We start from the raw sequence: 19,204 nt of genomic DNA, 5'->3' as shown, positions 1-19,204 counted from the left end.
GCTAATGGTACAGGCTTTTTCCAGCCGACGCAGGCCGGATGGGTAGGACAAATCTGCGCAGGCTGCCTGTGGCGGGCGTCAGCGCGGGTGGCCGAAGAACTGGTTGAGGAACATCAGTTCCATGATCACGACCAGCACGCAGAACATCACGAAACCCCGGGTGAAGACGCGTCGTGGCCGTTCAAAGGAAGGTAATTCCTGGATGTTCAGCGCGACCATGATCGCCACGATCAACCAGGTCAGCAGTTGCGTGGGCCAGCGGCGTCGAGGCGAAAGGTCCATGCCTTGTTTCGATCCTTGGTCAGGGAAACCGCGACGATAGCGATGGCCTCGGGGTGGGGCAATCTTTCTTTTCCCGTTGCAGGGGCCATTGCATTTCCGTTTCCGCGGTTGCATTATGCGCATTATGCAAAAACGCAACGTAGCCTCCGTACTCAGAGAACTGCTCGCCCGCCACGGCCTGTCCCCCACAGAGCTGCATCGGCGCACGGGCGTGCCTCAATCCACCCTGTCGCGGATTCTCAGCGAGAAGATCGTCGATCCTTCGGACAAGCACGTCTCGAAGATCGCCGAGTACTTCGGCGTGAGCACCGACCAGTTGCGCGGCCGCGTCGAATTGGGCGAGTCCCGTGACGCGGCCCCGCTCGCCCAGGGCCACGCAGCCCTGAGCGATATCAGCCTGTGGGACGATGAAACCCCCGTCGAGGACGACGAGGTGTCCGTTCCTTTTCTTCGTGAGGTCGAGTTGGCAGCAGGATCAGGAAGATTCGTCATCGAGGAAAGCGAGAACGCTCGCTTGCGCTTCGGCAAACGCAGCCTGCGCCACAATGGCGTGCAGTTCGACAACGCCAAGTGCGTGACGGTGCGCGGCAACAGCATGCTGCCGGTGCTGCGCGATGGCGCCACGGTCGGGGTCAATACCGGTAAAAGCACCATCGGCGATATCATCGACGGTGACCTTTATGCCATCAACCACAATGGCCAGCTGCGGGTGAAACAGGTGTACCGCCTGCCTACCGGCATTCGCCTGCGCAGCTTCAACCGCGACGAGCACCCCGACGAGGACTACAGCTTCCAGCAGATGCAGGAAGAACAGATCAGCCTCCTTGGCCACGTCTTCTGGTGGGGCATGTACGCCCGTTGATCCCCAGCCCTCGATAAAAACCCGCCTCGGCGGGTTTTTTTTCGCCCTCAGAAAACCCCTACAGCCACGTCAGATCAGGCCTCCATGCATAGAAGCAAAAGCTGATGCATAAAAATTTGAATTTGTGCATTGACTGCATATGCATGAGTGCATAAAATGTATCCCAAGCCGGACGCAAACCGGTTGAGATACAGGCAGCGATGAACAGGCCTCGACTGTTCAGAGGGTTGGCAACTGGCCCGGGTGTGCAGCGTAAAGCACCACGATCAGTTATCCGGCGGGCAGGCGGCCGCGGTCGGAGTCACCAATTTGAAGCGCAACCGCACGGCGTCACCAGTCGTGGCCGGCGGTTACACCGCGCATTACTGAAAAGCCTGCAGGGCGGGCTTTTTGGAATGCCGAGTCAAGCCAATCACGATCCGCCGGCATGTCGCCGGCGGGCAACACACAGGAGGCAGGAACGTGACGAACGAGCAACAGGCGTTGCTGGAGATGCCGCTCTGGCTGGTGATCCTCCTGGCATTGCTGGGCGGGCTTTCCGGCGAGATGTGGCGCGCCGACAAGGCCGGCGCCCGCGGCTGGGGGCTGCTCAGGCGGCTGGCGCTGCGCTCCGGGGCCTGCATGGCCTGCGGGGTATCGACGGTCATGCTGCTGTACGCCAGCGGCATGTCGATCTGGAGTGCCAGTGCCTTTGGCTGCCTCACCGCCATGGCTGGCGCCGACGTGGCCATCGGTCTCTATGAGCGCTGGGCCGCGCGCCGGCTGGGGCTGGACGACCAGCCCGCAGTGGCGCGCCAGGACGAAGAATGAACGCGGTAACAAGGAAGAAAGCGGATGTTCAACGAGTTTCGCTGCGGTAAATGCAACCGCTTGCTGGCCCGCATCGGCGGGTCGGCGCTGGTCCAGATCAAGTGTTCGCGCTGCGCGACCTTGAACCACATGAAGGCCACGGGCCTCGACAACGTGCCACCGAGCGATCAGGACGGGCCGCAGAGCCCAGCTCCCCTTCAATCGATCCAGTAGGAGAAACACCATGGCAGGTCGTACCCGCATTCCTTTCAACGGCGTCGGCACTTCGGTGCTGCCCGCTTACCAGACCCTTTCGGCGGGCCAGTACCTGCTGTCGCCCAACCAGCGCTTCAAGCTGCTGCTGCAGGGCGATGGCAACCTGGTGATCCAGGACAACGGCGCCACCGTCTGGGTCGCCAATGAACAGCAACCCTTCAGTTCGAGCATTCCCCTGCGCAACAAGAAAGCCCCGCTGGCCTTCTACGTGCAGTACGGCGCATTCCTCGACGACTACTCGCGGCGCCGGGTGTGGCTGACCAACAACAGCACCTTCACCAGCAACGACCAGTGGAACCGCACGCACCTGGTGCTGCAGGACGACGGCAATATCGTGCTGGTCGACTCCCTGGCGTTGTGGAACGGCACGCCGGCCGTCCCGCTGGTGCCTGGCGCCGTCGACTCGCTGCTGCTGGCGCCTGGCTCCGAGCTGGTACAGGGCATGGTATACGGCGCGGGCGCCAGCAAGCTGGTGTTCCAGGGCGACGGCAATCTCGTGGCCTATGGCCCGAACGGCGCGGCCACCTGGAACGCCGGTACCCAAGGCAAGGGCGCCGTGCGCGCAGTGTTCCAGGGCGACGGCAACCTGGTGGTCTACGGTGCCGGCAACGCGGTGCTGTGGCATTCGCACACCGGCGGCCATGCCAGCGCGGTGCTGCGCCTGCAGGCCAACGGCAGCATCGCCATCCTCGACGAGAAACCGGTGTGGGCGCGCTTCGGCTTCCAGCCGACCTATCGCCATATCCGCAAGATCAACCCTGACCAGAAGCCAATCGACATCTGGACCTGGCACTTCTGAGCCGGGCGCCGGGCCTTCGCGGGCCCGGCCTTCGCCGAACCGAGCGTTCAAGGAGCACAAGCATGAGCGAACTGGCCCAGTTGTACGCGGCCGTCACCTCCACCCTGCGGGCGGCGTTGCCGGCCTTCGCCACGGTCGCCACGGAGGGCGACGACATTACCGAGCCGGCCCTGCCCGCCTTGGTGCATGGCGTGTTGCGCATGCGTGGCGACGAGGCGCTGCGTGACGGTCGCTCATTGCTGATGACGACCTTCGAAGCCCGCGTCACCGCCCAGGGCACCCCCGCGCAGGCACGGACGCAGGCCGGCGTGCTGGCGGCGCAGCTGATCGATGTGCTGCGCCAGCAGTCCTGGGGCCTCGATTACGTCGAGGGCGCACGGGACATCCTCGCCGAAGCCGAGGGCAGCACCTGGCGGGTGCAATGGGAACAACCGGTCCTGCTGGGGAATGCCCACTGGCCTTGGCCCGACCAGCCGCCGGGCAGCCTGATGCTGGGCTTCGCCCCGGACACCGGGCTCGGCAACCAGGACAAGTACCTGTCACCGGAGGACCTGGCATGAGCTACGCCAGCGCCATGCACGATCGCATGCTGGCCAGCCTGGTGATCCCCTGCCGGGTGGTGGCGGTGGACCTGGCCGCGGCCCGGGTGCGGGTGTCCGACGGCGGTGGCTGGACCAGTGCTTGGGTGCGCTGGCATGCCCAGGCTGCCGGCAAGGCCCGCCACTGGCGAGTGCCGAGCCTGGACGAGCAGGGCGTGCTGATCAGCCCCAGCGGCGAACCGGCCCTGGGCACCTTCGTCCCGGGGTTGTACGGCAATGCCGGGACGGCGCCGGACAACCGCGACCATATCGAAGTCTGGCGCTTCGACGACGGCGGCTCGCTGACCTACGACTGGCAGGCCAAACGCTATGACATCCAGCTGCCCAGCGGCCAGGCCACGGTCAAGGTCGGCGCCAGCACCCTGGTGGTCAGCGACAACGCCATCACCCTCGACGCTGCGTCGATCACCCTGACCGGCACGGTCGCCATCAACGGTCCGCTGACGGTCAGCGGCGACATCAACGGCGGTGGCCGGATCATTGACACGGCCGGCAACACCGCCAACCACAAGCACTGAACAAGGAACTGATCAGACCATGAAAAAGCTCAAACCTACCTTAGTTGCGCTCACCCTGCTGTGCAGCGTCATGACCCCTGCGGCCTGGGCGGCGACTGCCCAATCGTGGAATCTCGCCCGGGACATGTATATCGCCACCCAGAGTGCTGCAGTCGACTCCCCCTGGACGTTCATGCAGAACAAGACTGGGGTCAACGTGCCGGCCAACTACACACCACTACCGACGTTCGTTGCCGACAACTGCAGTGGCGCCAACGTCACTTGCTGGCGCGATGACACCAATAGCGCGTATGTGAGTGTCATCAAGAAGAGCTTCACCTTCAGCGGCTCGGGTGGCAGCTTCGTCTTCAAGCAGGGCGATGTGGCCACCCATCCGGGCGGCGACAGCCAGAGTATCGTGCGCTGGGCCAGCCCGATCAGTGGCCGGGTCAATGTGCTGGGCCGGGTCAACGATCTGCACAGCGCGTGCGGCGATGGCGTCGCCTGGTCGCTCAACCTGGGTGACCGCGTGGTGCAGTCGGGCGACCTCGCCAATGGCGGTAGTGCGGTCATCAAGGCCAACGACATCGAAGTGAGCACCACCTCGATGCTCTATCTGGTCATCGACAAGAAGACCAGCAACGCCTGTGACGCCACCAGTCTGGATCTGCTGATCACCAATTGATTTCTGCCACCGAGCAGTGCCTGGACGTGCGCCTGTGCCATCACGCAAGGCGTCTCCAGCGAAACGCGATCGCCTGTGAGCGACATGTCTTGCGCAACGACGCGCATCTGATCATTCGACTCAAAAGGTAAAGCAACATGGAAGCAGTAAAAGTCGGCAAGCACTTCTTCAACGCCCACCCAACCGCCGTCAGCCAGGTCTTCAGTGCCGCGGACAACAAGGATGGCGTGTACCTGCGCACCGCCACCCTGTGCACCGGCGGCGGCATCCTCAACCTGTACACCGGCCCGAAGGCGCCGGCCTACATCGGCGACATGAGCGTCCACGCCATCATGGGCGGGATCAACGGCGGCATCGACTCGCAGTACACCCTGCCTTATCCGCTGTTCATCCCGGCGGGTTACGGCCTGTGGACCGTCGCCAACAACGCCACGGCGGCCATCGCCCTGACCTACGACTTCGTCTCCTGAAGCGGCTGCCCGGCTTGTCCGGGCAACCCATTCCTTTCTTCCAGGTGATAACCATGCGCTATCCGAACAGGCTATCTGGAGCCTCAATCCCAGGAGGTGCCCCATGATCGGCATGGACCGCCGCACCGGCCAGCCCCTGTCGGGCGTGGCCCACCTGCGTCAATCCATCGAAGACATCCTCACCACGCCGCTTGGCAGCCGGCGCATGCGCCCGGAGTACGGCAGTCAGCTGCGCCGCTACGTCGACCTGCCGGTCAACGAAGGCTGGAAAAGTGCGGTGCAGGCGGAAGTGGCCCGCGCCCTCGGGCGCTGGGAACCGCGCCTGAAGCTGGACCGGGTCAAGGTCGTGGCCGTGCTCGACGGCCAGGTCAGCCTGGCCTTGAGTGGCCGCTACCTGGGTGACGACGCGCTGGTGGAGGTGACTGTATGAGCCAGGTCGACCTGTCGAAACTGCCCGTCCCGCAACTGCTCGAAGACCTCGACTTCGAGGCACTGTACCTGGAGGACCTGGCCAGCTTCCGCGCCCAGATGGGCGACAGCTGGACCGCCAAACTGGAAAGCGACCCGGTGATCAAGCTGCTGGAGGTCGGTGCCTACCGCAAACTGCTCAACCGGGCGCGGGTCAACGATGCGGCCAAGTCTTTGCTGTTGGCCTACGCCCAGGAAGGCGACCTCGACCAGCTGGCGGCCAACGTCAGCCTGCAACGCCTGGTGATCCGGGCCGCGAACCCGAACACGATCCCGCCGATCGAGCTGCTCCTCGAGTCCGACGACGCGCTACGCGAAAGGGTGCAGCTGGTGTACGAAGGGCTGACCACGGCTGGCCCGCGCAACAGTTACATCCTCCATGCTCGCAACGCCTCGGGACGGGTCGCTGACGCGACCGCCGAGAGCCCGTCGCCAGCGGTGGTAGACGTCACGGTACTGAGCCTGGATGGTAATGGTAGGGCCGGCGCGCCACTGCTGGCGCAAGTCGCCAGCTACCTTAACGACGACGATATCCGCCCGGTTGCCGACCGGGTCAACGTGCGCAGTGCCGAGATCCTGCCCTACCGCGTAGAGGCGGTGCTGCACATGGCTGACAGTGGCCCGGAGTACGAAACGATACTCGGTGAATGCCGACGGCGCCTGGAGGCATGGGTCAACCCACGGCGACGATTGGGTGTCGAGGTAGCCCGCTCCGGTGTCGACGCACAGTTGCACATCGAGGGCGTGAGCCGGGTCGAGCTGGTGGATTGGACCGACATCCGCCCCACCAAGGCACAGGCAGCCTGGTGCACCGGCATCGACCTCAAGCGCGGGGGCTGACATGGACACGCTCTTGCCGCTCAATCGCACGCCGCTGGAACGCGCCCTGGAGGCGGCTGCCGACGAAGACCTCAAGGTCGGCCTGCGCACCCTCTACAACCCCGATACCTGCCCGGCGCACCTGTTGTACCAACTGGCCTGGGCCTGGTCGGTGGATCGCTGGGACGACCGCTGGAGCGAGTCGATCAAGCGCTCGGTGATCCGTTCGGCGTTCTTCGTCCACGCCCACAAAGGCACCCTCGGCGCCCTCCGGCGGGTGGTCGAACCGTTCGGCTACCTGATCGAAGTCGAGGAGTGGTGGCAGACACAGCCTGTCGGGGTGCCAGGCACATTCGCCCTGAAACTCGGGGTGACCGACGCCGGCATCAGCGAAGAAACCTACAACGAACTGTCGTCGCAGATCGACGATGCCCGACCGGTCAGCCGCCACCTGACCGGCCTGGTGATCAGCCTCGAAAGCCGTGGCGCCTTCTACCTTGGCTGCGCGCTGCAGGACGGCGATGAACTCGACGTCTACCCGCCAGCACCCCCTGACGTCATCGTCAGCGGTGCGATCGGGCGCGGTGGCCGGGAACACACAATCGATACCTTGGACATTGCACATGGTTGACCAGAATTCACAGTTCTACGCCATCCTCACCAAAGTGGGCGCGGCGAAGCAGGCCAATGCGGATGCCTTGGGCATTCCGTGGAAAATTACCCAGATGGGGGTGGGCGACGCCAATGGCCTCGACCCCACCCCCAATGCCACCCAGACCAGCCTGATCAACGAATGGCGTCGCGCACCGCTGAACCAGCTCAAGGTGGACGACAAGGACAGTTCGGTGATCGTCGCCGAGCAAGTCATCCCTGCGGAAGTGGGAGGCCGCTGGATCCGCGAAGTCGCGCTGTACGACGCCGACGGCGACATGGTTGCCGTGGCCAACTGCGCGCCCACCTACAAGCCGTTGCTCAACCAGGGTTCGGGCCGCACCCAGGTGGTGCGCCTGAACCTGATCGTCAGCAGCGCCAGCCTGGTACAGCTGAAGATCGACCCTGCGGTTGTCCTCGCTACCCGTGAATGGGTTACCGAGGAACTGGCCAGGCAAGACTTCAAACATTCGGTGCAGGCAGCCACCACCGGTCCCATCACCTTGAATGGGTTGCAGACCATCGACGGCGTCGCGCTGCTGGCGGGTGCCCGTGTACTGGTGAAAAACCAGGCGGCAGCCAAGGACAACGGCTTGTACCAGGTCGGCGCAAGTGCCTGGGTTCGCTGCAGTGATGCCGATACCGATGCCAAGGTCACACCTGGCTTGCTGGTGCTGGTGGAGAAAGGCACGGTCAATGGTGACAGCGGCTGGCAGCTGGTCACCGATGCAACGATCACATTGGGCGTGACGGCCCTGGCGTTCGAGATGGCGTTTGGCCGCACGGGTGTGTCCGAGGGTACGTATCGGAGCGTGCAGGTCGACAAGTACGGTCGCGTCGTTGCGGCGAGCAATCCGACCACCGTGGCGGGTTACGGTATCACCGACGCCTACACCAAGAGTGAAGTCTTCACCCGGGCGGAAACCTCCAATGCCGTGGCGCAGGCGGTTGCAGCCCTGGTTGGTTCGGCCCCGGCCGCACTGGACCAGCTCAACGAACTGGCGGCCGCGATCGGCAACGATCCGAACTTCGCCGCCACGATGGTCAACGAGCTGTCGAAGAAGGCCACCATCGAACAGGTGAATGCCATCGCAGGCCTGACCGCCGGCCATGTCGCCCACTTCGCGATGAGCGTGCCACCAGCGGGTTGGCTGAAGCGTAACGGCGCAGCGGTTTCGCGCGTGACCTATGCGCGCTTGTTCGCGGTCATCGGTACCCAGTTTGGCGCTGGCGATGGCTCGACGACGTTCAACCTGCCCGATGACCGTGGTTACTTCGACCGCGGCTGGTCGGATGGACGCAACGTCGACCCTGGCCGGGCATTGTTCTCGGATCAGGGCAGCCAGAACCTCGAACACGCCCACTCCGGGGCCACCTCGGCCGCGGGTGCCCACTCGCACGTGACGCTGCTGGTGAGGGAGCGGATCAATGCGGCAATGGTCACCAGCGGCGGTAACGCCGTGCTCGGTGACGAGATGGGCGATGGCGTGAACTCGGCCTATACCGACACGGCGCCGGCCCATGCCCACAGCTTCGTCACCAGCGTCAGCGGCGGCAATGAATCCAGGCCATTCAACCGGGCCTATCTGGCCTGTATCAAATTTTGAGAGTGCCCATGACCGATCAAATCATTCAAGGCGCCGTGGCGGCGGTGCAGTCCTACCTGGCCGCCACTACCACCTGGTGGCAACAGGCCGGTGTCGTTGCGCCGCTGGTGTGCAACGTCGACCCTGCCAGCGGTGAGTTTCTTGGGGCCTGCGCGGCCGATCCCAGCCCGCTCGAACCTGGAGTCTGGCTGATCCCGGCCCACAGCTATCGCATCCAACCGCCTGAGTTGAAGACGGGCTTCGCCGCCATCGCTACCCAGGACGGCAAGCACTGGGACCAGGTGGTCGATCATCGAGGCGCGACGGTGTATCGCACCGCCGATGGTGAGGCGCAGGTCTGGACCATGCTGGGCGAACTGCCTGGAGATTTCACGCTGCAAGCGCCGACCTCGGACTTCGATACCTGGAACGGCAGCGCCTGGGTTGTCAACCAGTTGGCCAGGGGCAAGGCGCTGCGCCAATCGGGCGCCAACAAGCAGGCACTGCTGGTCCGATACGCCACGCTGCGCATCTCGAGCCTGCAGGACGCCGTTGCCCTGGAAATGGCCACAGATGCCGAAGTAACGGCGCTGACGGCCTGGAAGCGCTACCGGATCGAACTGAACCGGTTGGATCTCTCGGCCGCGGCGCCCACCGCCGATAGTTGGCCGGCGAGCCCTGACGAGGCGGCGGCTGCCGACTGGCTGACCAGCCAAGGCTTCGAAGAAGTCGCCTGAACCTGAGCGCCCGCGACGCCGGGCGTTTTCCCAAACCGATCTACCCCTTCCAGGCCCTGCACCCGCAGGGCCTTTTCACACCTGAACCTGGAGCAAACCTACATGAGTGGATTCTTCCACGGCGTCACCGTGACCAATGTCGACACGGGTGCCCGCAACATCGCGTTGCCTTCGTCCTCGATCATCGGCCTGGTCGATACCTTCACCGAAGGCCCGGGCGTCACTGCAAAGGCCAACGACCTGGTACTGATCACCAGTGAGCGCGAAGCAGTGGCTGCGTTCGGTGGCAATGCCGCCATCACCAAGGCCTGCCGCGCCGTCTTCGCTCGCGCCAAGGCAGTTATCGTCGCCTGTGGCGTGGCCAAGGTCGATGACACTGCCGAACAGATCTCGGCGATTATCGGTACCGTCGGGATCAACGGCAAGCGTACCGGCCTGCAAGCGTTGCTCGACGGCAAAAGTCGATTCAATGCCCAACCGCGCCTGCTGATCGTTCCGGGCCACAGCTCGGTCAACACCATTGCCACCGCCCTGGTGGGCCTGGCCGACAAACTGCGTGGCATCGCCATCCTGGATGGCCCCAACACCACCGAAGAGCAAGTGCTTGCCTACGCCAAGCAGTTCGGCGCCAAGCGGGCCTTCATGGTCGACCCCGGCGTGCGCTACTGGGACAACGAGGCCCTGGCTACCGTCGATGCCCCCGCGTCGGCCTGGGTCGCCGGCCTGTTCGCCTACACCGACCGCGAGTACGGCTTCTGGGCTTCGCCTTCGAACAAGGAATTTGTCGGCATCACCGGCACCACCCGCGCCGTGGAATTCCTCGACGGCGATGACACCTGCCGCGCCAACCTGCTGAACAACGCCAACATCGCCACCATCATCCGCGACGACGGCTTCCGCCTGTGGGGCAACCGCACCCTGTCGAGCGACCCGAAATGGGCCTTCGTCACCCGCGTGCGGACCATGGACATCGTCATGGACGCGATCCTCTACGGCCACAAGTGGGCCGTCGACCGCTCCATCACCGCCACCTATGTCAAGGACGTCACCGAGGGCCTGCAGGCCTTCATGCGCGACCTGAAGAACCAGGGCGCGATCATCAACTTCGAAGTCTTCGCCGACCCGGAGCTGAACACCGCCAGCCACCTCGAGCAGGGCAAGGTGTACTGGAACATCCGCTTCACCGATGTCCCGCCTGCCGAAAACCCCAATTTCCGCGTCGAAGTCACCAACCAATGGCTGACCGAAGTCCTCGATTCCGTCGCTTAAGGAGCGCATCTACATGGCAATGATTCCCGAAACCCTGGCCAACCTGAACCTGTTCGTCGATGGCGTCAGCTTCCAGGGCGATGTACCTAACCTGACCCTGCCCAAGCTCACGCTGAAGATGGAAGAGCACCGCCCCGGCGGCATGGACATGCCGGTCGAGATGGACCAGGGCATGGAAAAACAGGAAGCCGCCTTCACCACCACCGGCGTACGCCGCGAGTCGCTGAAGTTCTTCGGCCTGGCCGACGGCACCGCTTTCAACGGCACCTTCCGCGGCGCCTTCAAGGGCCTGAAGGGCAAGATCAACCCAGTCATCGTCACCCTGCGCGGTTCGCTGAAAGAGATCGACATGGGTGACTGGAAGTCCGGCGACAAGGCCGAGATCAAGCACAGCATCGCCGTCACCTACTACAAGCTCGAAGTCGATGGCCGCCTGGTCTACGAAATCGACGCCCTGGGCATGAAACGGGTGATCGACGGTGTCGACCAACTGGCCGCGCAGCGCGCCGCACTGGGTCTTTAAGGAGAACGCTCGATGGCTCAAACGAAGAAACTGCCGCAATGGCTGACCGTCAACGCCGAGCGCGTGACCGTGCGCCTGTCGCGCCCCAGCGAGGCGAACGGCGTGCAGGTCGACAGCCTGTCGCTGCGCGCACCGACCGTGCGTGACATCCGCAACGCACAGGCCGGTGGCGTGGCTGACGACGAGCAGCGCGAACTGAACTTGTTCGCCTCACTCGCCGAGGTTGGCGTCAAGGACCTCGAGGGCCTGGCCCTGAAGGACTACAGCCGCCTGCAGACGGGCTACTTTCGCCTGGTGCAGGACGACGAGGTTTGACCCTGCCCGGCAGAAGGCCGCCGCCAGGCGGCTGGCCAAGGAGCTGAACTTTTCTGCCAGCGAGATCATGGCCATGTCGTTCAGCGACATGGTCTGGTGGCTGGCGGACTGAAGGGGGAGACACGGATGGCGAACAGATCAACGACAGCGCTGGGCGCAGTCGGTGCCACCGTTCCGGAACTTGCGGGGCCGTTGGAGGGGCTGCGTGGCCGCACGGTACCCATGGGGGCGCTGGGGGGGACCCAGCGGCCTGCCGATGTCGGCGGCGGGGGAAATACTGCCCCGTCCCCGCAAGGGGCGAGGGCACTACGGGACAAGGATACGCAGGCCGAGTCCTTGAAAGTACAGCAACAGCAGGTCGGGCTGCTTCAACAGCACAAGGTACTCCTGGAGCGTTCCCTGGGCGGCAGGCCGGCCCAGTCGGGGCCTGAGTTGCTGCCTCAGGTCGGCCAGGCAGCACGCGATGTCGCGTCGTCGCTCCTGATCGCGGGCGGTGGTTACCTGGCGGCGAAGGGAATCGCCCAGGGTAGCGCACCTGGCCGTCCGGGTACCCTGTACCTACCGGCCTTGGTGATTGGCAGCACCGATGGCGCGCCAGGCAGCGAGGATTACCCGCTTGGCGCGGATGCGATGCCGGCCCCGCTGCCTCGCAGCGATGGGCCAGGGCGTTGGGCGCAGGCGCTGCAGGCCGGGAAGTCGGCTACCGGCATGGCCGGACTGGATGCATTGACGAAGCTCGTCTTTACGGCAACCACGGCTTCCACTGCGCAGCAGAGGGGAGAGGGGGTGGGGGCCGCCGCCGGTGGTTTCTTGGGGGCCGTATCGGGGGCCATGTTGGGCGCAGGCCTCAAACTGGGCGCCCCAGCGGCCTCGATGATGCTCGGCTTTGCCGGCGACAAGGTCGGTGGAGTGCTAGGCAAGGGGCTGATGGCCAGGTCCGACAGTGCTTCTGTGGCGGGCGTTGGCAACGGGCAATCGACGCCGTCAGCAGACGCTGCCCCGCCATCGGCATCGAGTACATTATGGGGCACCTTGGCCAGCGCCCTGGGAATAGGCGCGGGGGCTGCCGCCTACAAGCATCGTGGCCGTTTACGCCGTGCCGGACGTGGGGTTGGGCTGGACGAACCTTATCCGCTAGGGGCGGATGCCGGACCGTCACCCTCCGGCCTCAATCCTTCACCTGGGCGTTGGGCCAGACTGACGGAGGCTTTCAAGGCGGCTGGCAAACTGCCTTGGCTCGAGGCCGGGGTAAAGGGGGCTTACACCTATGCCACGGCCAAGACGCCCGAGGAGAAGGGGGCGGGTTATGGTGGTGCGATTGGCGGAGCAGTGGGCACAGTGCTGGGAGGGATGTTTCTCAGTGGTGTTGTTGGTCCGCCAGTTGCGATGCTGATCGGCAACATGGTTGGCGACAAGGTCGGTGGCGTGATCGGGGGATGGGCTGGAAAAACATTCTTTAGCGCCTCTGACGAGCCTCCCAAGAGTCCCCGTCCAGCAATCTCCCTGAGCGATCCGCGGCAGATCACGCTCGTACCGAAGGGAGAGGTGCTCGATGGGCAGGTCGGCACACGGATGGCCAGGCAGCTACTGTCGCCATCGCAGGTGGCGCTTTCCAAGCCTCGGGCGGCAGTCGATGCGCGCGCCGCTGGTGGTGTCGAGGTACCGCTGGCGATTGGGCCTGGAGCGCCGATCGGTGCGCCTGTGGGCAAGTATTTCTCCGAGCGTGCCGCCGAGTTCAAACCGCAGGAAACGAGCGTACCTGTTGGGCCGCTGGCGTTGCCCGACGCCGGGCCGCGTCCGGCGCAGAGCCAAGGCTTGGCCACGCAGCCCGTCAGCCAGCAGCTCACGTTCACCGCGAACATGCCTATCACCGTGCAGGGTAGCGTGGACTCGCCCAACCAGCTCACCCAGCAACTCGAAGAGGCGGTCCGACGTGTCATGCAGGACCTGCAGAGGCAGGCCTACAACGCACAGTTGGCCGATCATCCCAATCCATTCTGACAGGAGGATCCATGACCTATATGGAGCAGCTGCAAGCCACGCTGCACGCCCTGGTCAAGGCAGGAGAAGCAGGGCGTCGGCATGCCGACGCCATGCTTGATCCGATGAACGACGCGATCGGCCATGTACAGGGTGCGGTCGTCGTGCTGGAGGGGCTGCCAGTGGTCGGCCCGTTCATCGCCGCCAAGCTCCAGCGCACGATGCGCGCGATCACCAATGCCCAGGCTCGGGTCGCCAAGGTAGCGGCCAGGTATGAGCAGACACTGGCCGTGGTACGCCAGGTACGCGATCGCATCGATACCTTCGCCGGGCATATCGCCAAGGCCGGCACCGCCGTAAAACGGTTGGTAAAGACGTTACCCTCGGCCGTCAACGGCGTGTTGTCGACACTGGGCTTCGCGCCCGAGGCGACGCCCTCCGCCGAAGCGATAAAACCGTTCCCGCACCTGCTGGTGCTGCAACCGCTCAAGGCGGGCGCGGCGCCGTACTACTTCAACCTCGACACCGCCGCCTTCGACCAGTTGCGCCGACAGACGCGTTTTCGCTGGGCCGGGCAGGAACGCCTGAGCCGCGAGAGCGCCCAGCAGGCGGTCAGCCTGGGCGAGGAGAGCATCAACATCCGTGGCGCGATCTTCCCCGGGTTCAAGGGCGGCCTCGGCCAGTTGCAGACGCTGCGCAGCATTGGCCGTCAGTTGCTGCCGTTGTCGTTGACCACCGGCTACGGCGAGGTACTCGGTACTTGGTGCCTGACCAGCATCGAGGAGGAGCAGAGCGTCCTGCTGGCCGGTGGCATTCCGCGTAAACAAGGGTTTTCACTGGAGTTCGTGAGCTATGGCCAAGACCTGCACAACGTCTGAGGGTGACCTGCTCGATACCCTCTGCCAGCACTACTACGGCCATCTTTCCGGCACGGTCGAGGCCGTGCTGGATGCCAACCAGGGCCTGGCGGACGAGGCGCAGCCGTTTCGCGCCGGGGTGAGGATACTGTTGCCGGAACTGCCGATGACGACCAGCACCAGCCTGCAGCTGTGGGATTGACCACTCGCCCCAGTACCGTGGGAGCGGGCTTGCCCCGCGATGGCGCCGTCGCGGGGCAAGCCCGCTCCCACGCCGTCCTCGCTACACCAATACAGCGGAGCCCCAACCATGCAACCTCAATTTCGCATCATCGCGGACGGCCATGACATCACCACGCTGCTTAACGACCGCCTGCTGCTGTTACGCACCACTGATAAGCCAGGTCTGGAATCCGACGAGTTCGAACTGCGCCTCGATGCCCGCGACGGTGCCCTGGCCTTGCCAGCCAGGGGCGCAGTGGTCGAGGTGCACCTGGGTTACGCCGGGCAGCCGCTGAACCGCCTGGGCCGCTACACCGTGGACGAGGTCGAGCTGTCCGGCCCGCCGGACACCCTGGTAATCCGCGGCAAGGCCAGTGACCTGCGCGGCAGCGGCAAGACCATTCGCAGTGGCAGTTGGGAGAACGCTACGCTGCAGCGCATCGTCGCCGAGATCGGTGCCCGCAATGGCTGGCAGGCCGTGTGCCCGTTGGCTGTGCAAGTGCCGCGGGTCGACCAGTACAGCGAGTCGGACTTCAACTTCATCACTCGCCTGGCGCGCCAGCACGACTGCACCGCCAAGCTCGCCAACGGCCAGTTGCTGGTGCTGCCGCGCCAGGGTGGCCAGAGCGCCAGCGGCAAGCCTCTTGATGTGGTGGGCATTGCCCGCAGCGAGGTCAGCCAGTGGCAGTTTCGCCTGGCCGACAAGAGTACCCACAAGGCCGTCAGGACCCGCCACCAGGACAGCGCCAGCGGGCGCCTGCAGGCGGTGGAACTGGTCAATGGCGATGCGCCGGACGGCCTGCAGCCGGTCTACACCGACCGCCACCTCTACCCCAACCGCGCGGCGGCGGAACAGGCCGCCCGCGCCCGGCTGGCCAGCTTCAACCGCGACACCGCCAGCGTGCGCCTGGACATGCCCGGGCGCACCGACCTGTTCGCCGAGCGCGCCATCGATGTCCAGGGCTTCCTGGCCGGGCTCGATGGGCACTACCTGATCGAGTCGGTCGAGCAGGTGTTCACTAGCAGCGGCTGGCGCACCACCGTGCAGTGCAACGGCGGCCGTCAGGGCAAGGCCAAAGCCAAGGGTTCCGCGCCTCGGCGGACGGGTTCGCTCAAGGCCTGAGACAGGGCGGTGAGGGTTTCCCGATGCCTGCCGGCGGCGGCGCTCCCTATAGTCGTTGCCAGCCGGCCGCATCACCCTGTTTCCGAGCTCCAGATCAGCTGCGGCGATTGCCACACCTTGACCCCTGTGAAAGCCACGCGCTTCGAGCCATCGCCCATGAGCGAGCCACAGGCGGCACCGGCCGCCTTTCGATCAGACCGCAATGGAGAATGCACCGATGCCGCTCACTGAACAGCAACTCAAACAGATCTACCCGCTCGCCGGCCAGCGCGTCACCGCCTTCCTGCCGGCGCTGAACACGGCCATGGCCAACTGGGAGATCGACCACCCCAAGCGTATTGCCGCGTTCCTGGCCCAGGTCGGCCATGAGTCCGGCCAACTGCGTTACGTCAAGGAACTGGGCAACGACCGCTACCTGGCTCGTTATGACACTGGCAGCCTGGCCCTGCGCCTGGGCAACACCCCCGAAGCCGACGGTGACGGCCAGCGCTATTGCGGCCGTGGCCTGATCCAGGTGACCGGGCGCAACAACTACCAGGCCTGCAGCCGTGCGCTGTTCGGCGACGAGCGCCTGCTGGCGCAACCGCAGATGCTCGAACAGCCGCGCTGGGCCTGCGAATCGGCGGCCTGGTTCTGGCACTCGCGCGGGCTCAACGCCCTGGCCGACCAGGGTGAGTTCAATCGCATCACCCGGCATATCAACGGCGGCCTGAACGGCTTGTCGGAGCGCCTCGAACTGTGGGCGCGGGCGCGGGAGGTGCTGTGCTGAGCCGCCTGCAATTGACGCTATGCATCGGTTTGATGGCGTTGTCCGCGGTGCTGGCCTGGCAGCTGCAAGGCTGGCGCCTCGGGCGTCAGCTGGCCGAGCAGGAGCAGGCGCTGGTGCAGCAGCGCCTGGACCAGGCCGAGGCGCTGCACGGCCTGCTGCTCGCCGAACGCGATCAGCGCCAGGGCCTCGAACAACGCCTGCACGACAGTGAAACTAAGCATTTCCAGGAGCTGACCGATGCCCAACAGACTCAGGCTCGCCTGCGTGACCGCCTTGCTACTGCCGATCTGCGCCTGTCGGTCCTGGTCGAGCGCGACACCGCCTGTGCCCCAGTGCCTGCCGCCGCCGGCGCCGGCGGCGTGGATCATGGCCCCGTACGCGCCCGACTTGACCCGGCGCATGCTCGACGAATTGTCGCCATCACCGACGACGGCGACCGTGGACTGATCGCCTTGCGGGCGTGCCAGGCCTATGTGCGTGCGCTGTCGCGCTGATCTGTATTTCTTATCTTTTGTCCATGGCCGGCCTCACTTTCGTGGGGCCGGCCATTTTTCAAGCAAGCCAATTCAAGGAGTAGAGAATGGGCGAAAAGAACATCATCGTGAACCGTGGCATTCCCCCTTCGGGATCTGCCGGTGGCGGCCTGGGTGGTCGCGGTGGCAGTTCGGGGGGAGGCATCAGTATCCCGCTGGGCATCAATGGCGAACCCGCCGGGCATTCAGTCAATGGCGCCGTTTTGATGAACAGTACGGTAGTGGAAGCGGTGCTGGAAGGGCATGGCTGGCCAAGCCCGGAAGCGTATTACGACCTGGGCGTCGACATGTGGGGCATGCTGCCCTACCAGATCCTCGAAGTGCGTGATGAGCTGAGCGGCAACTACATCAGGCAGGAGCGCAATCTGCCGGCCGACCTCAATGCCGAACTGGCTGGCGCCGAAGCCGCGGCAGGCAGCAATGCGGCCTTGTCAGACTCGAAGAAAGCCGAGCGTACCATTGGCTTGATCAAGTCGATGATGGCCAAGCGGGACCAGCAGATTGCCTTCAACCGTGGGCGGTTGGCCACGGAGCAGGGCGGTCGCTTCGATAACCGCGGTGTCAAGGAACTGGTCGATGGCCTGCGCCAGCTGGATGAGTACGACGTACCGGCCGCGCTGGATGTCGAACTTTCGCTGTATACCGCAGCCCTGGCGTTGTACGTTGATCTTCAGGCTCAGGAGCAGTTGCGCGAAAAGCTCGATGCCCTGGAGAAGGCGCGCCGCGATGCGCTGGAGAAAGAGTCCTACAAGGACGCGGCCACCTACGCCAGTGACACTGGCAAGGAAATCGCCAATCGCTTTGGCAACCAGGTGGCGCAGGCCGCCAACGACATGCAGAAGGGCATCGCGGGCAAGCGCATAGGCAGCTACCAGGAGGCCTTGAAGGCCTTCGAAAAGCTGTCGCAAAACCCCGGCTTGCGGCTGAACGCCAAGGACTCGGCGGCGGTTGCCCAGGCACTTGAGGCGCTGGACAAGGCCACGCTTGGCGATAACATGCTGCGTTTGGGCAAGGCCTTCGGTGTGACCGGTGGCGTCATTCAGGCTGCCGGGCTGGTTGACTCGGCAGTGAGCGGTTTCAAGACCGGTGACTGGAAACCCTTTCTTCTGGAACTGGAAAGCGCTGTCGTCGGCAAGGTGGCGGGCAGTCTGGCGGGCGCCATGGCTGGCATTGCCCTGGGCTTGCTGGTTTCCGCCCCCGTTGCCGCAGTGGCGGGAACCGTTGTGGCGGCTGTCTTCATCGGGGCTGCCAGTTCATACTTCGATACCGAGAAGGTCGACCAGATCAATCAGTGGGTCATGGGCGTAGTAGCACCCTGATACCCTTGCACCGAGAGCGCACAACGTTGCTCTCGGTGCTTAGGCTCTGTACGAAATGTATCTGCACTCGCCCATACTGCGTTGAAACGGGGCTCGGAATGCTCATGTACTCCAGTACACTGCGCTTGCTCCCCCCGTTTCGCCTTGTCTGGCCTTCGCGCAGACACATTTCGTACAGACCCTAGCAACCTGTCTGTGCAAGGAGTTGTGACGTTGAACGCGAAGCACACGGCCAGTCACTGGCCGTTGTATCTGATCACGGTCTCGAGCCTGCTGCCGGTATTCCTGCTGGCCTGTTGGGTGCCGACGCTGAGTCAGGAACAAGCCTTGGTCCTGGATCGCCTGCTTGACCAGCATCTGCTGGGGCAGGTGGGTGTCTGGTCGTCCAATTTTGCGCTGATGTCCAAGGCGGTCGCCAACTATGTCGCGATCGCCGCGCCGTTGTGTTCAATCGGCCTGGCGCTGCTGGTATGCCGCCATCATCTACGTCCCTTGGAGCAACTGCCGGTGCTGTCATTGCGCCGCCAGTTGTTTTTCCATGTCGGTTGGGTGGTGGTGGTTGGGGTGCTACTTGCCCAGAACTACTTCGGTTACACAGATTTCGCCCACCATCGTGCGAAGTTTCGCTGGGTGGGCAATCACCCAGGTTTGTATCCCTTTTTTGCCAGCATGATGTTGCTTGCGCTCGAATTCGCGTTCGTCTTCAGCTATGTCGTGCTGGTGCATTACCCATTGCTGCGCCTGGCCCGTCGGCGCAAGGCGAGACAGGACTGA

General features: G+C 64.4%; 25 protein-coding genes. 24 read left to right on the top strand and 1 reads right to left on the bottom strand.

Features of this window, described 5'->3' with window-relative positions; translation table 11 throughout:
* Positions 1–78: 78 nt before the first annotated feature.
* The gene (locus AC0MAZ_RS23735; RefSeq protein ID WP_203652730.1) at positions 79–282 is read right to left on the bottom strand and encodes a hypothetical protein; all 204 of its coding nucleotides are present in this window, start codon (positions 280–282) and stop codon (positions 79–81) included.
* A gap of 115 nt (positions 283–397) precedes the next feature.
* On the opposite strand from AC0MAZ_RS23735, the gene AC0MAZ_RS23730 reads away from it, so the two are divergent.
* The 24 genes from AC0MAZ_RS23730 to AC0MAZ_RS23615 all read left to right on the top strand — a co-directional run bounded on the left by AC0MAZ_RS23730 (position 398) and on the right by AC0MAZ_RS23615 (position 19,204).
* On the top strand, positions 398–1,144 hold the full coding sequence (locus AC0MAZ_RS23730; protein WP_082337656.1) for a LexA family transcriptional regulator: 747 nt from the start codon (positions 398–400) through the stop codon (positions 1,142–1,144).
* A gap of 462 nt (positions 1,145–1,606) precedes the next feature.
* Positions 1,607–1,954, top strand: coding sequence for a phage holin family protein (locus AC0MAZ_RS23725; protein ID WP_203651175.1), 348 nt, complete (start codon positions 1,607–1,609; stop codon positions 1,952–1,954).
* 24 nt (positions 1,955–1,978) lie between these two features.
* Entirely contained in the window at positions 1,979–2,167 is a 189-nt protein-coding gene (locus AC0MAZ_RS23720) for a Com family DNA-binding transcriptional regulator (RefSeq protein WP_203651177.1), read from the top strand.
* Positions 2,168–2,177: 10 nt separating this feature from the next.
* Positions 2,178–3,008, top strand: a complete 831-nt coding sequence (locus tag AC0MAZ_RS23715; protein ID WP_203651179.1) for a putidacin L1 family lectin-like bacteriocin — start codon at positions 2,178–2,180, stop codon at positions 3,006–3,008.
* A gap of 62 nt (positions 3,009–3,070) precedes the next feature.
* Entirely contained in the window at positions 3,071–3,568 is a 498-nt protein-coding gene (locus AC0MAZ_RS23710; RefSeq protein WP_232856816.1) for a hypothetical protein, read from the top strand.
* A complete protein-coding gene (locus AC0MAZ_RS23705) occupies positions 3,565–4,125 on the top strand; it encodes a phage baseplate assembly protein V (protein WP_234562545.1) in 561 nt (186 codons plus the stop codon). Before AC0MAZ_RS23710 ends, AC0MAZ_RS23705 begins: the two co-directional genes overlap by 4 nt.
* Positions 4,126–4,144: 19 nt before the next feature.
* Positions 4,145–4,789, top strand: a complete 645-nt coding sequence (locus tag AC0MAZ_RS23700; protein WP_475859395.1) for a hypothetical protein — start codon at positions 4,145–4,147, stop codon at positions 4,787–4,789.
* A gap of 137 nt (positions 4,790–4,926) precedes the next feature.
* A complete protein-coding gene (locus AC0MAZ_RS23695) occupies positions 4,927–5,259 on the top strand; it encodes a hypothetical protein (RefSeq protein WP_110738424.1) in 333 nt (110 codons plus the stop codon).
* A 103-nt stretch (positions 5,260–5,362) separates the two neighbouring features.
* On the top strand, positions 5,363–5,689 hold the full coding sequence (locus AC0MAZ_RS23690) for a GPW/gp25 family protein (RefSeq protein WP_232856818.1): 327 nt from the start codon (positions 5,363–5,365) through the stop codon (positions 5,687–5,689).
* Positions 5,686–6,567, top strand: coding sequence for a baseplate assembly protein (locus tag AC0MAZ_RS23685; protein WP_232856819.1), 882 nt, complete (start codon positions 5,686–5,688; stop codon positions 6,565–6,567). Before AC0MAZ_RS23690 ends, AC0MAZ_RS23685 begins: the two co-directional genes overlap by 4 nt.
* 1 nt (position 6,568) lies before the next feature.
* Entirely contained in the window at positions 6,569–7,177 is a 609-nt protein-coding gene (locus AC0MAZ_RS23680; protein ID WP_232856820.1) for a phage tail protein I, read from the top strand.
* Positions 7,170–8,804 carry a phage tail-collar fiber domain-containing protein gene (locus tag AC0MAZ_RS23675; protein WP_232856821.1) on the top strand — a complete coding sequence of 545 codons (1,635 nt, stop codon included), beginning with the start codon at positions 7,170–7,172 and terminating at the stop codon, positions 8,802–8,804. Before AC0MAZ_RS23680 ends, AC0MAZ_RS23675 begins: the two co-directional genes overlap by 8 nt.
* Before the next feature lie 8 nt (positions 8,805–8,812).
* On the top strand, positions 8,813–9,520 hold the full coding sequence (locus AC0MAZ_RS23670; protein ID WP_475859391.1) for a tail fiber assembly protein: 708 nt from the start codon (positions 8,813–8,815) through the stop codon (positions 9,518–9,520).
* Between the two features lie 102 nt (positions 9,521–9,622).
* The gene (locus AC0MAZ_RS23665; RefSeq protein WP_232856823.1) at positions 9,623–10,789 is read left to right on the top strand and encodes a phage tail sheath subtilisin-like domain-containing protein; all 1,167 of its coding nucleotides are present in this window, start codon (positions 9,623–9,625) and stop codon (positions 10,787–10,789) included.
* A gap of 13 nt (positions 10,790–10,802) precedes the next feature.
* Positions 10,803–11,312, top strand: coding sequence for a phage major tail tube protein (locus AC0MAZ_RS23660; protein WP_232856824.1), 510 nt, complete (start codon positions 10,803–10,805; stop codon positions 11,310–11,312).
* Positions 11,313–11,324: 12 nt separating this feature from the next.
* Positions 11,325–11,627 (top strand): phage tail assembly protein, encoded by a 303-nt coding sequence (locus AC0MAZ_RS23655; RefSeq protein WP_475859389.1) that lies wholly within the window; start codon positions 11,325–11,327, stop codon positions 11,625–11,627.
* Positions 11,628–11,963: 336 nt separating this feature from the next.
* Positions 11,964–13,628 carry a hypothetical protein gene (locus tag AC0MAZ_RS23650; protein WP_232856828.1) on the top strand — a complete coding sequence of 555 codons (1,665 nt, stop codon included), beginning with the start codon at positions 11,964–11,966 and terminating at the stop codon, positions 13,626–13,628.
* An 11-nt stretch (positions 13,629–13,639) separates the two neighbouring features.
* Positions 13,640–14,485, top strand: coding sequence for a phage tail protein (locus AC0MAZ_RS23645; protein ID WP_475859388.1), 846 nt, complete (start codon positions 13,640–13,642; stop codon positions 14,483–14,485).
* Positions 14,460–14,666, top strand: coding sequence for a tail protein X (locus AC0MAZ_RS23640; protein WP_203651200.1), 207 nt, complete (start codon positions 14,460–14,462; stop codon positions 14,664–14,666). The genes AC0MAZ_RS23645 and AC0MAZ_RS23640 overlap by 26 nt, the downstream gene beginning before the upstream one ends.
* A 108-nt stretch (positions 14,667–14,774) precedes the next feature.
* Positions 14,775–15,809, top strand: a complete 1,035-nt coding sequence (locus AC0MAZ_RS23635) for a phage late control D family protein (protein WP_475859386.1) — start codon at positions 14,775–14,777, stop codon at positions 15,807–15,809.
* A gap of 217 nt (positions 15,810–16,026) precedes the next feature.
* Entirely contained in the window at positions 16,027–16,578 is a 552-nt protein-coding gene (locus AC0MAZ_RS23630) for a glycoside hydrolase family 19 protein (RefSeq protein ID WP_475859384.1), read from the top strand.
* 32 nt (positions 16,579–16,610) lie between these two features.
* Positions 16,611–17,072, top strand: a complete 462-nt coding sequence (locus AC0MAZ_RS23625; protein ID WP_475861490.1) for a lysis system i-spanin subunit Rz — start codon at positions 16,611–16,613, stop codon at positions 17,070–17,072.
* 86 nt (positions 17,073–17,158) lie between these two features.
* Positions 17,159–18,430: a colicin-like pore-forming protein gene (locus tag AC0MAZ_RS23620; protein ID WP_475859383.1), complete on the top strand. Its 1,272-nt coding sequence runs from the start codon at positions 17,159–17,161 to the stop codon at positions 18,428–18,430.
* A gap of 213 nt (positions 18,431–18,643) precedes the next feature.
* A complete protein-coding gene (locus tag AC0MAZ_RS23615; RefSeq protein WP_475859381.1) occupies positions 18,644–19,204 on the top strand; it encodes a hypothetical protein in 561 nt (186 codons plus the stop codon).

This window comes from Pseudomonas sp. A (assembly GCF_056270345.1).
Note: the sequence above shows the minus strand (reverse complement) of the source record. Positions and strands in the feature narration are given on the sequence as shown.

Coding starts and splice junctions, on each gene's coding strand:
- AC0MAZ_RS23735 (WP_203652730.1), bottom strand. CDS start 282: ATGGACCTTTCGCCTCGACGCCGCTGGCCCACGCAACTGCTGACCTGG.
- AC0MAZ_RS23730 (WP_082337656.1), top strand. CDS start 398: ATGCGCATTATGCAAAAACGCAACGTAGCCTCCGTACTCAGAGAACTG.
- AC0MAZ_RS23720 (WP_203651177.1), top strand. CDS start 1,979: ATGTTCAACGAGTTTCGCTGCGGTAAATGCAACCGCTTGCTGGCCCGC.
- AC0MAZ_RS23715 (WP_203651179.1), top strand. CDS start 2,178: ATGGCAGGTCGTACCCGCATTCCTTTCAACGGCGTCGGCACTTCGGTG.
- AC0MAZ_RS23710 (WP_232856816.1), top strand. CDS start 3,071: ATGAGCGAACTGGCCCAGTTGTACGCGGCCGTCACCTCCACCCTGCGG.
- AC0MAZ_RS23705 (WP_234562545.1), top strand. CDS start 3,565: ATGAGCTACGCCAGCGCCATGCACGATCGCATGCTGGCCAGCCTGGTG.
- AC0MAZ_RS23700 (WP_475859395.1), top strand. CDS start 4,145: ATGAAAAAGCTCAAACCTACCTTAGTTGCGCTCACCCTGCTGTGCAGC.
- AC0MAZ_RS23695 (WP_110738424.1), top strand. CDS start 4,927: ATGGAAGCAGTAAAAGTCGGCAAGCACTTCTTCAACGCCCACCCAACC.
- AC0MAZ_RS23690 (WP_232856818.1), top strand. CDS start 5,363: ATGATCGGCATGGACCGCCGCACCGGCCAGCCCCTGTCGGGCGTGGCC.
- AC0MAZ_RS23685 (WP_232856819.1), top strand. CDS start 5,686: ATGAGCCAGGTCGACCTGTCGAAACTGCCCGTCCCGCAACTGCTCGAA.
- AC0MAZ_RS23680 (WP_232856820.1), top strand. CDS start 6,569: ATGGACACGCTCTTGCCGCTCAATCGCACGCCGCTGGAACGCGCCCTG.
- AC0MAZ_RS23675 (WP_232856821.1), top strand. CDS start 7,170: ATGGTTGACCAGAATTCACAGTTCTACGCCATCCTCACCAAAGTGGGC.
- AC0MAZ_RS23670 (WP_475859391.1), top strand. CDS start 8,813: ATGACCGATCAAATCATTCAAGGCGCCGTGGCGGCGGTGCAGTCCTAC.
- AC0MAZ_RS23665 (WP_232856823.1), top strand. CDS start 9,623: ATGAGTGGATTCTTCCACGGCGTCACCGTGACCAATGTCGACACGGGT.
- AC0MAZ_RS23660 (WP_232856824.1), top strand. CDS start 10,803: ATGGCAATGATTCCCGAAACCCTGGCCAACCTGAACCTGTTCGTCGAT.
- AC0MAZ_RS23655 (WP_475859389.1), top strand. CDS start 11,325: ATGGCTCAAACGAAGAAACTGCCGCAATGGCTGACCGTCAACGCCGAG.
- AC0MAZ_RS23645 (WP_475859388.1), top strand. CDS start 13,640: ATGACCTATATGGAGCAGCTGCAAGCCACGCTGCACGCCCTGGTCAAG.
- AC0MAZ_RS23640 (WP_203651200.1), top strand. CDS start 14,460: ATGGCCAAGACCTGCACAACGTCTGAGGGTGACCTGCTCGATACCCTC.
- AC0MAZ_RS23635 (WP_475859386.1), top strand. CDS start 14,775: ATGCAACCTCAATTTCGCATCATCGCGGACGGCCATGACATCACCACG.
- AC0MAZ_RS23630 (WP_475859384.1), top strand. CDS start 16,027: ATGCCGCTCACTGAACAGCAACTCAAACAGATCTACCCGCTCGCCGGC.
- AC0MAZ_RS23625 (WP_475861490.1), top strand. CDS start 16,611: ATGGCGTTGTCCGCGGTGCTGGCCTGGCAGCTGCAAGGCTGGCGCCTC.
- AC0MAZ_RS23620 (WP_475859383.1), top strand. CDS start 17,159: ATGGGCGAAAAGAACATCATCGTGAACCGTGGCATTCCCCCTTCGGGA.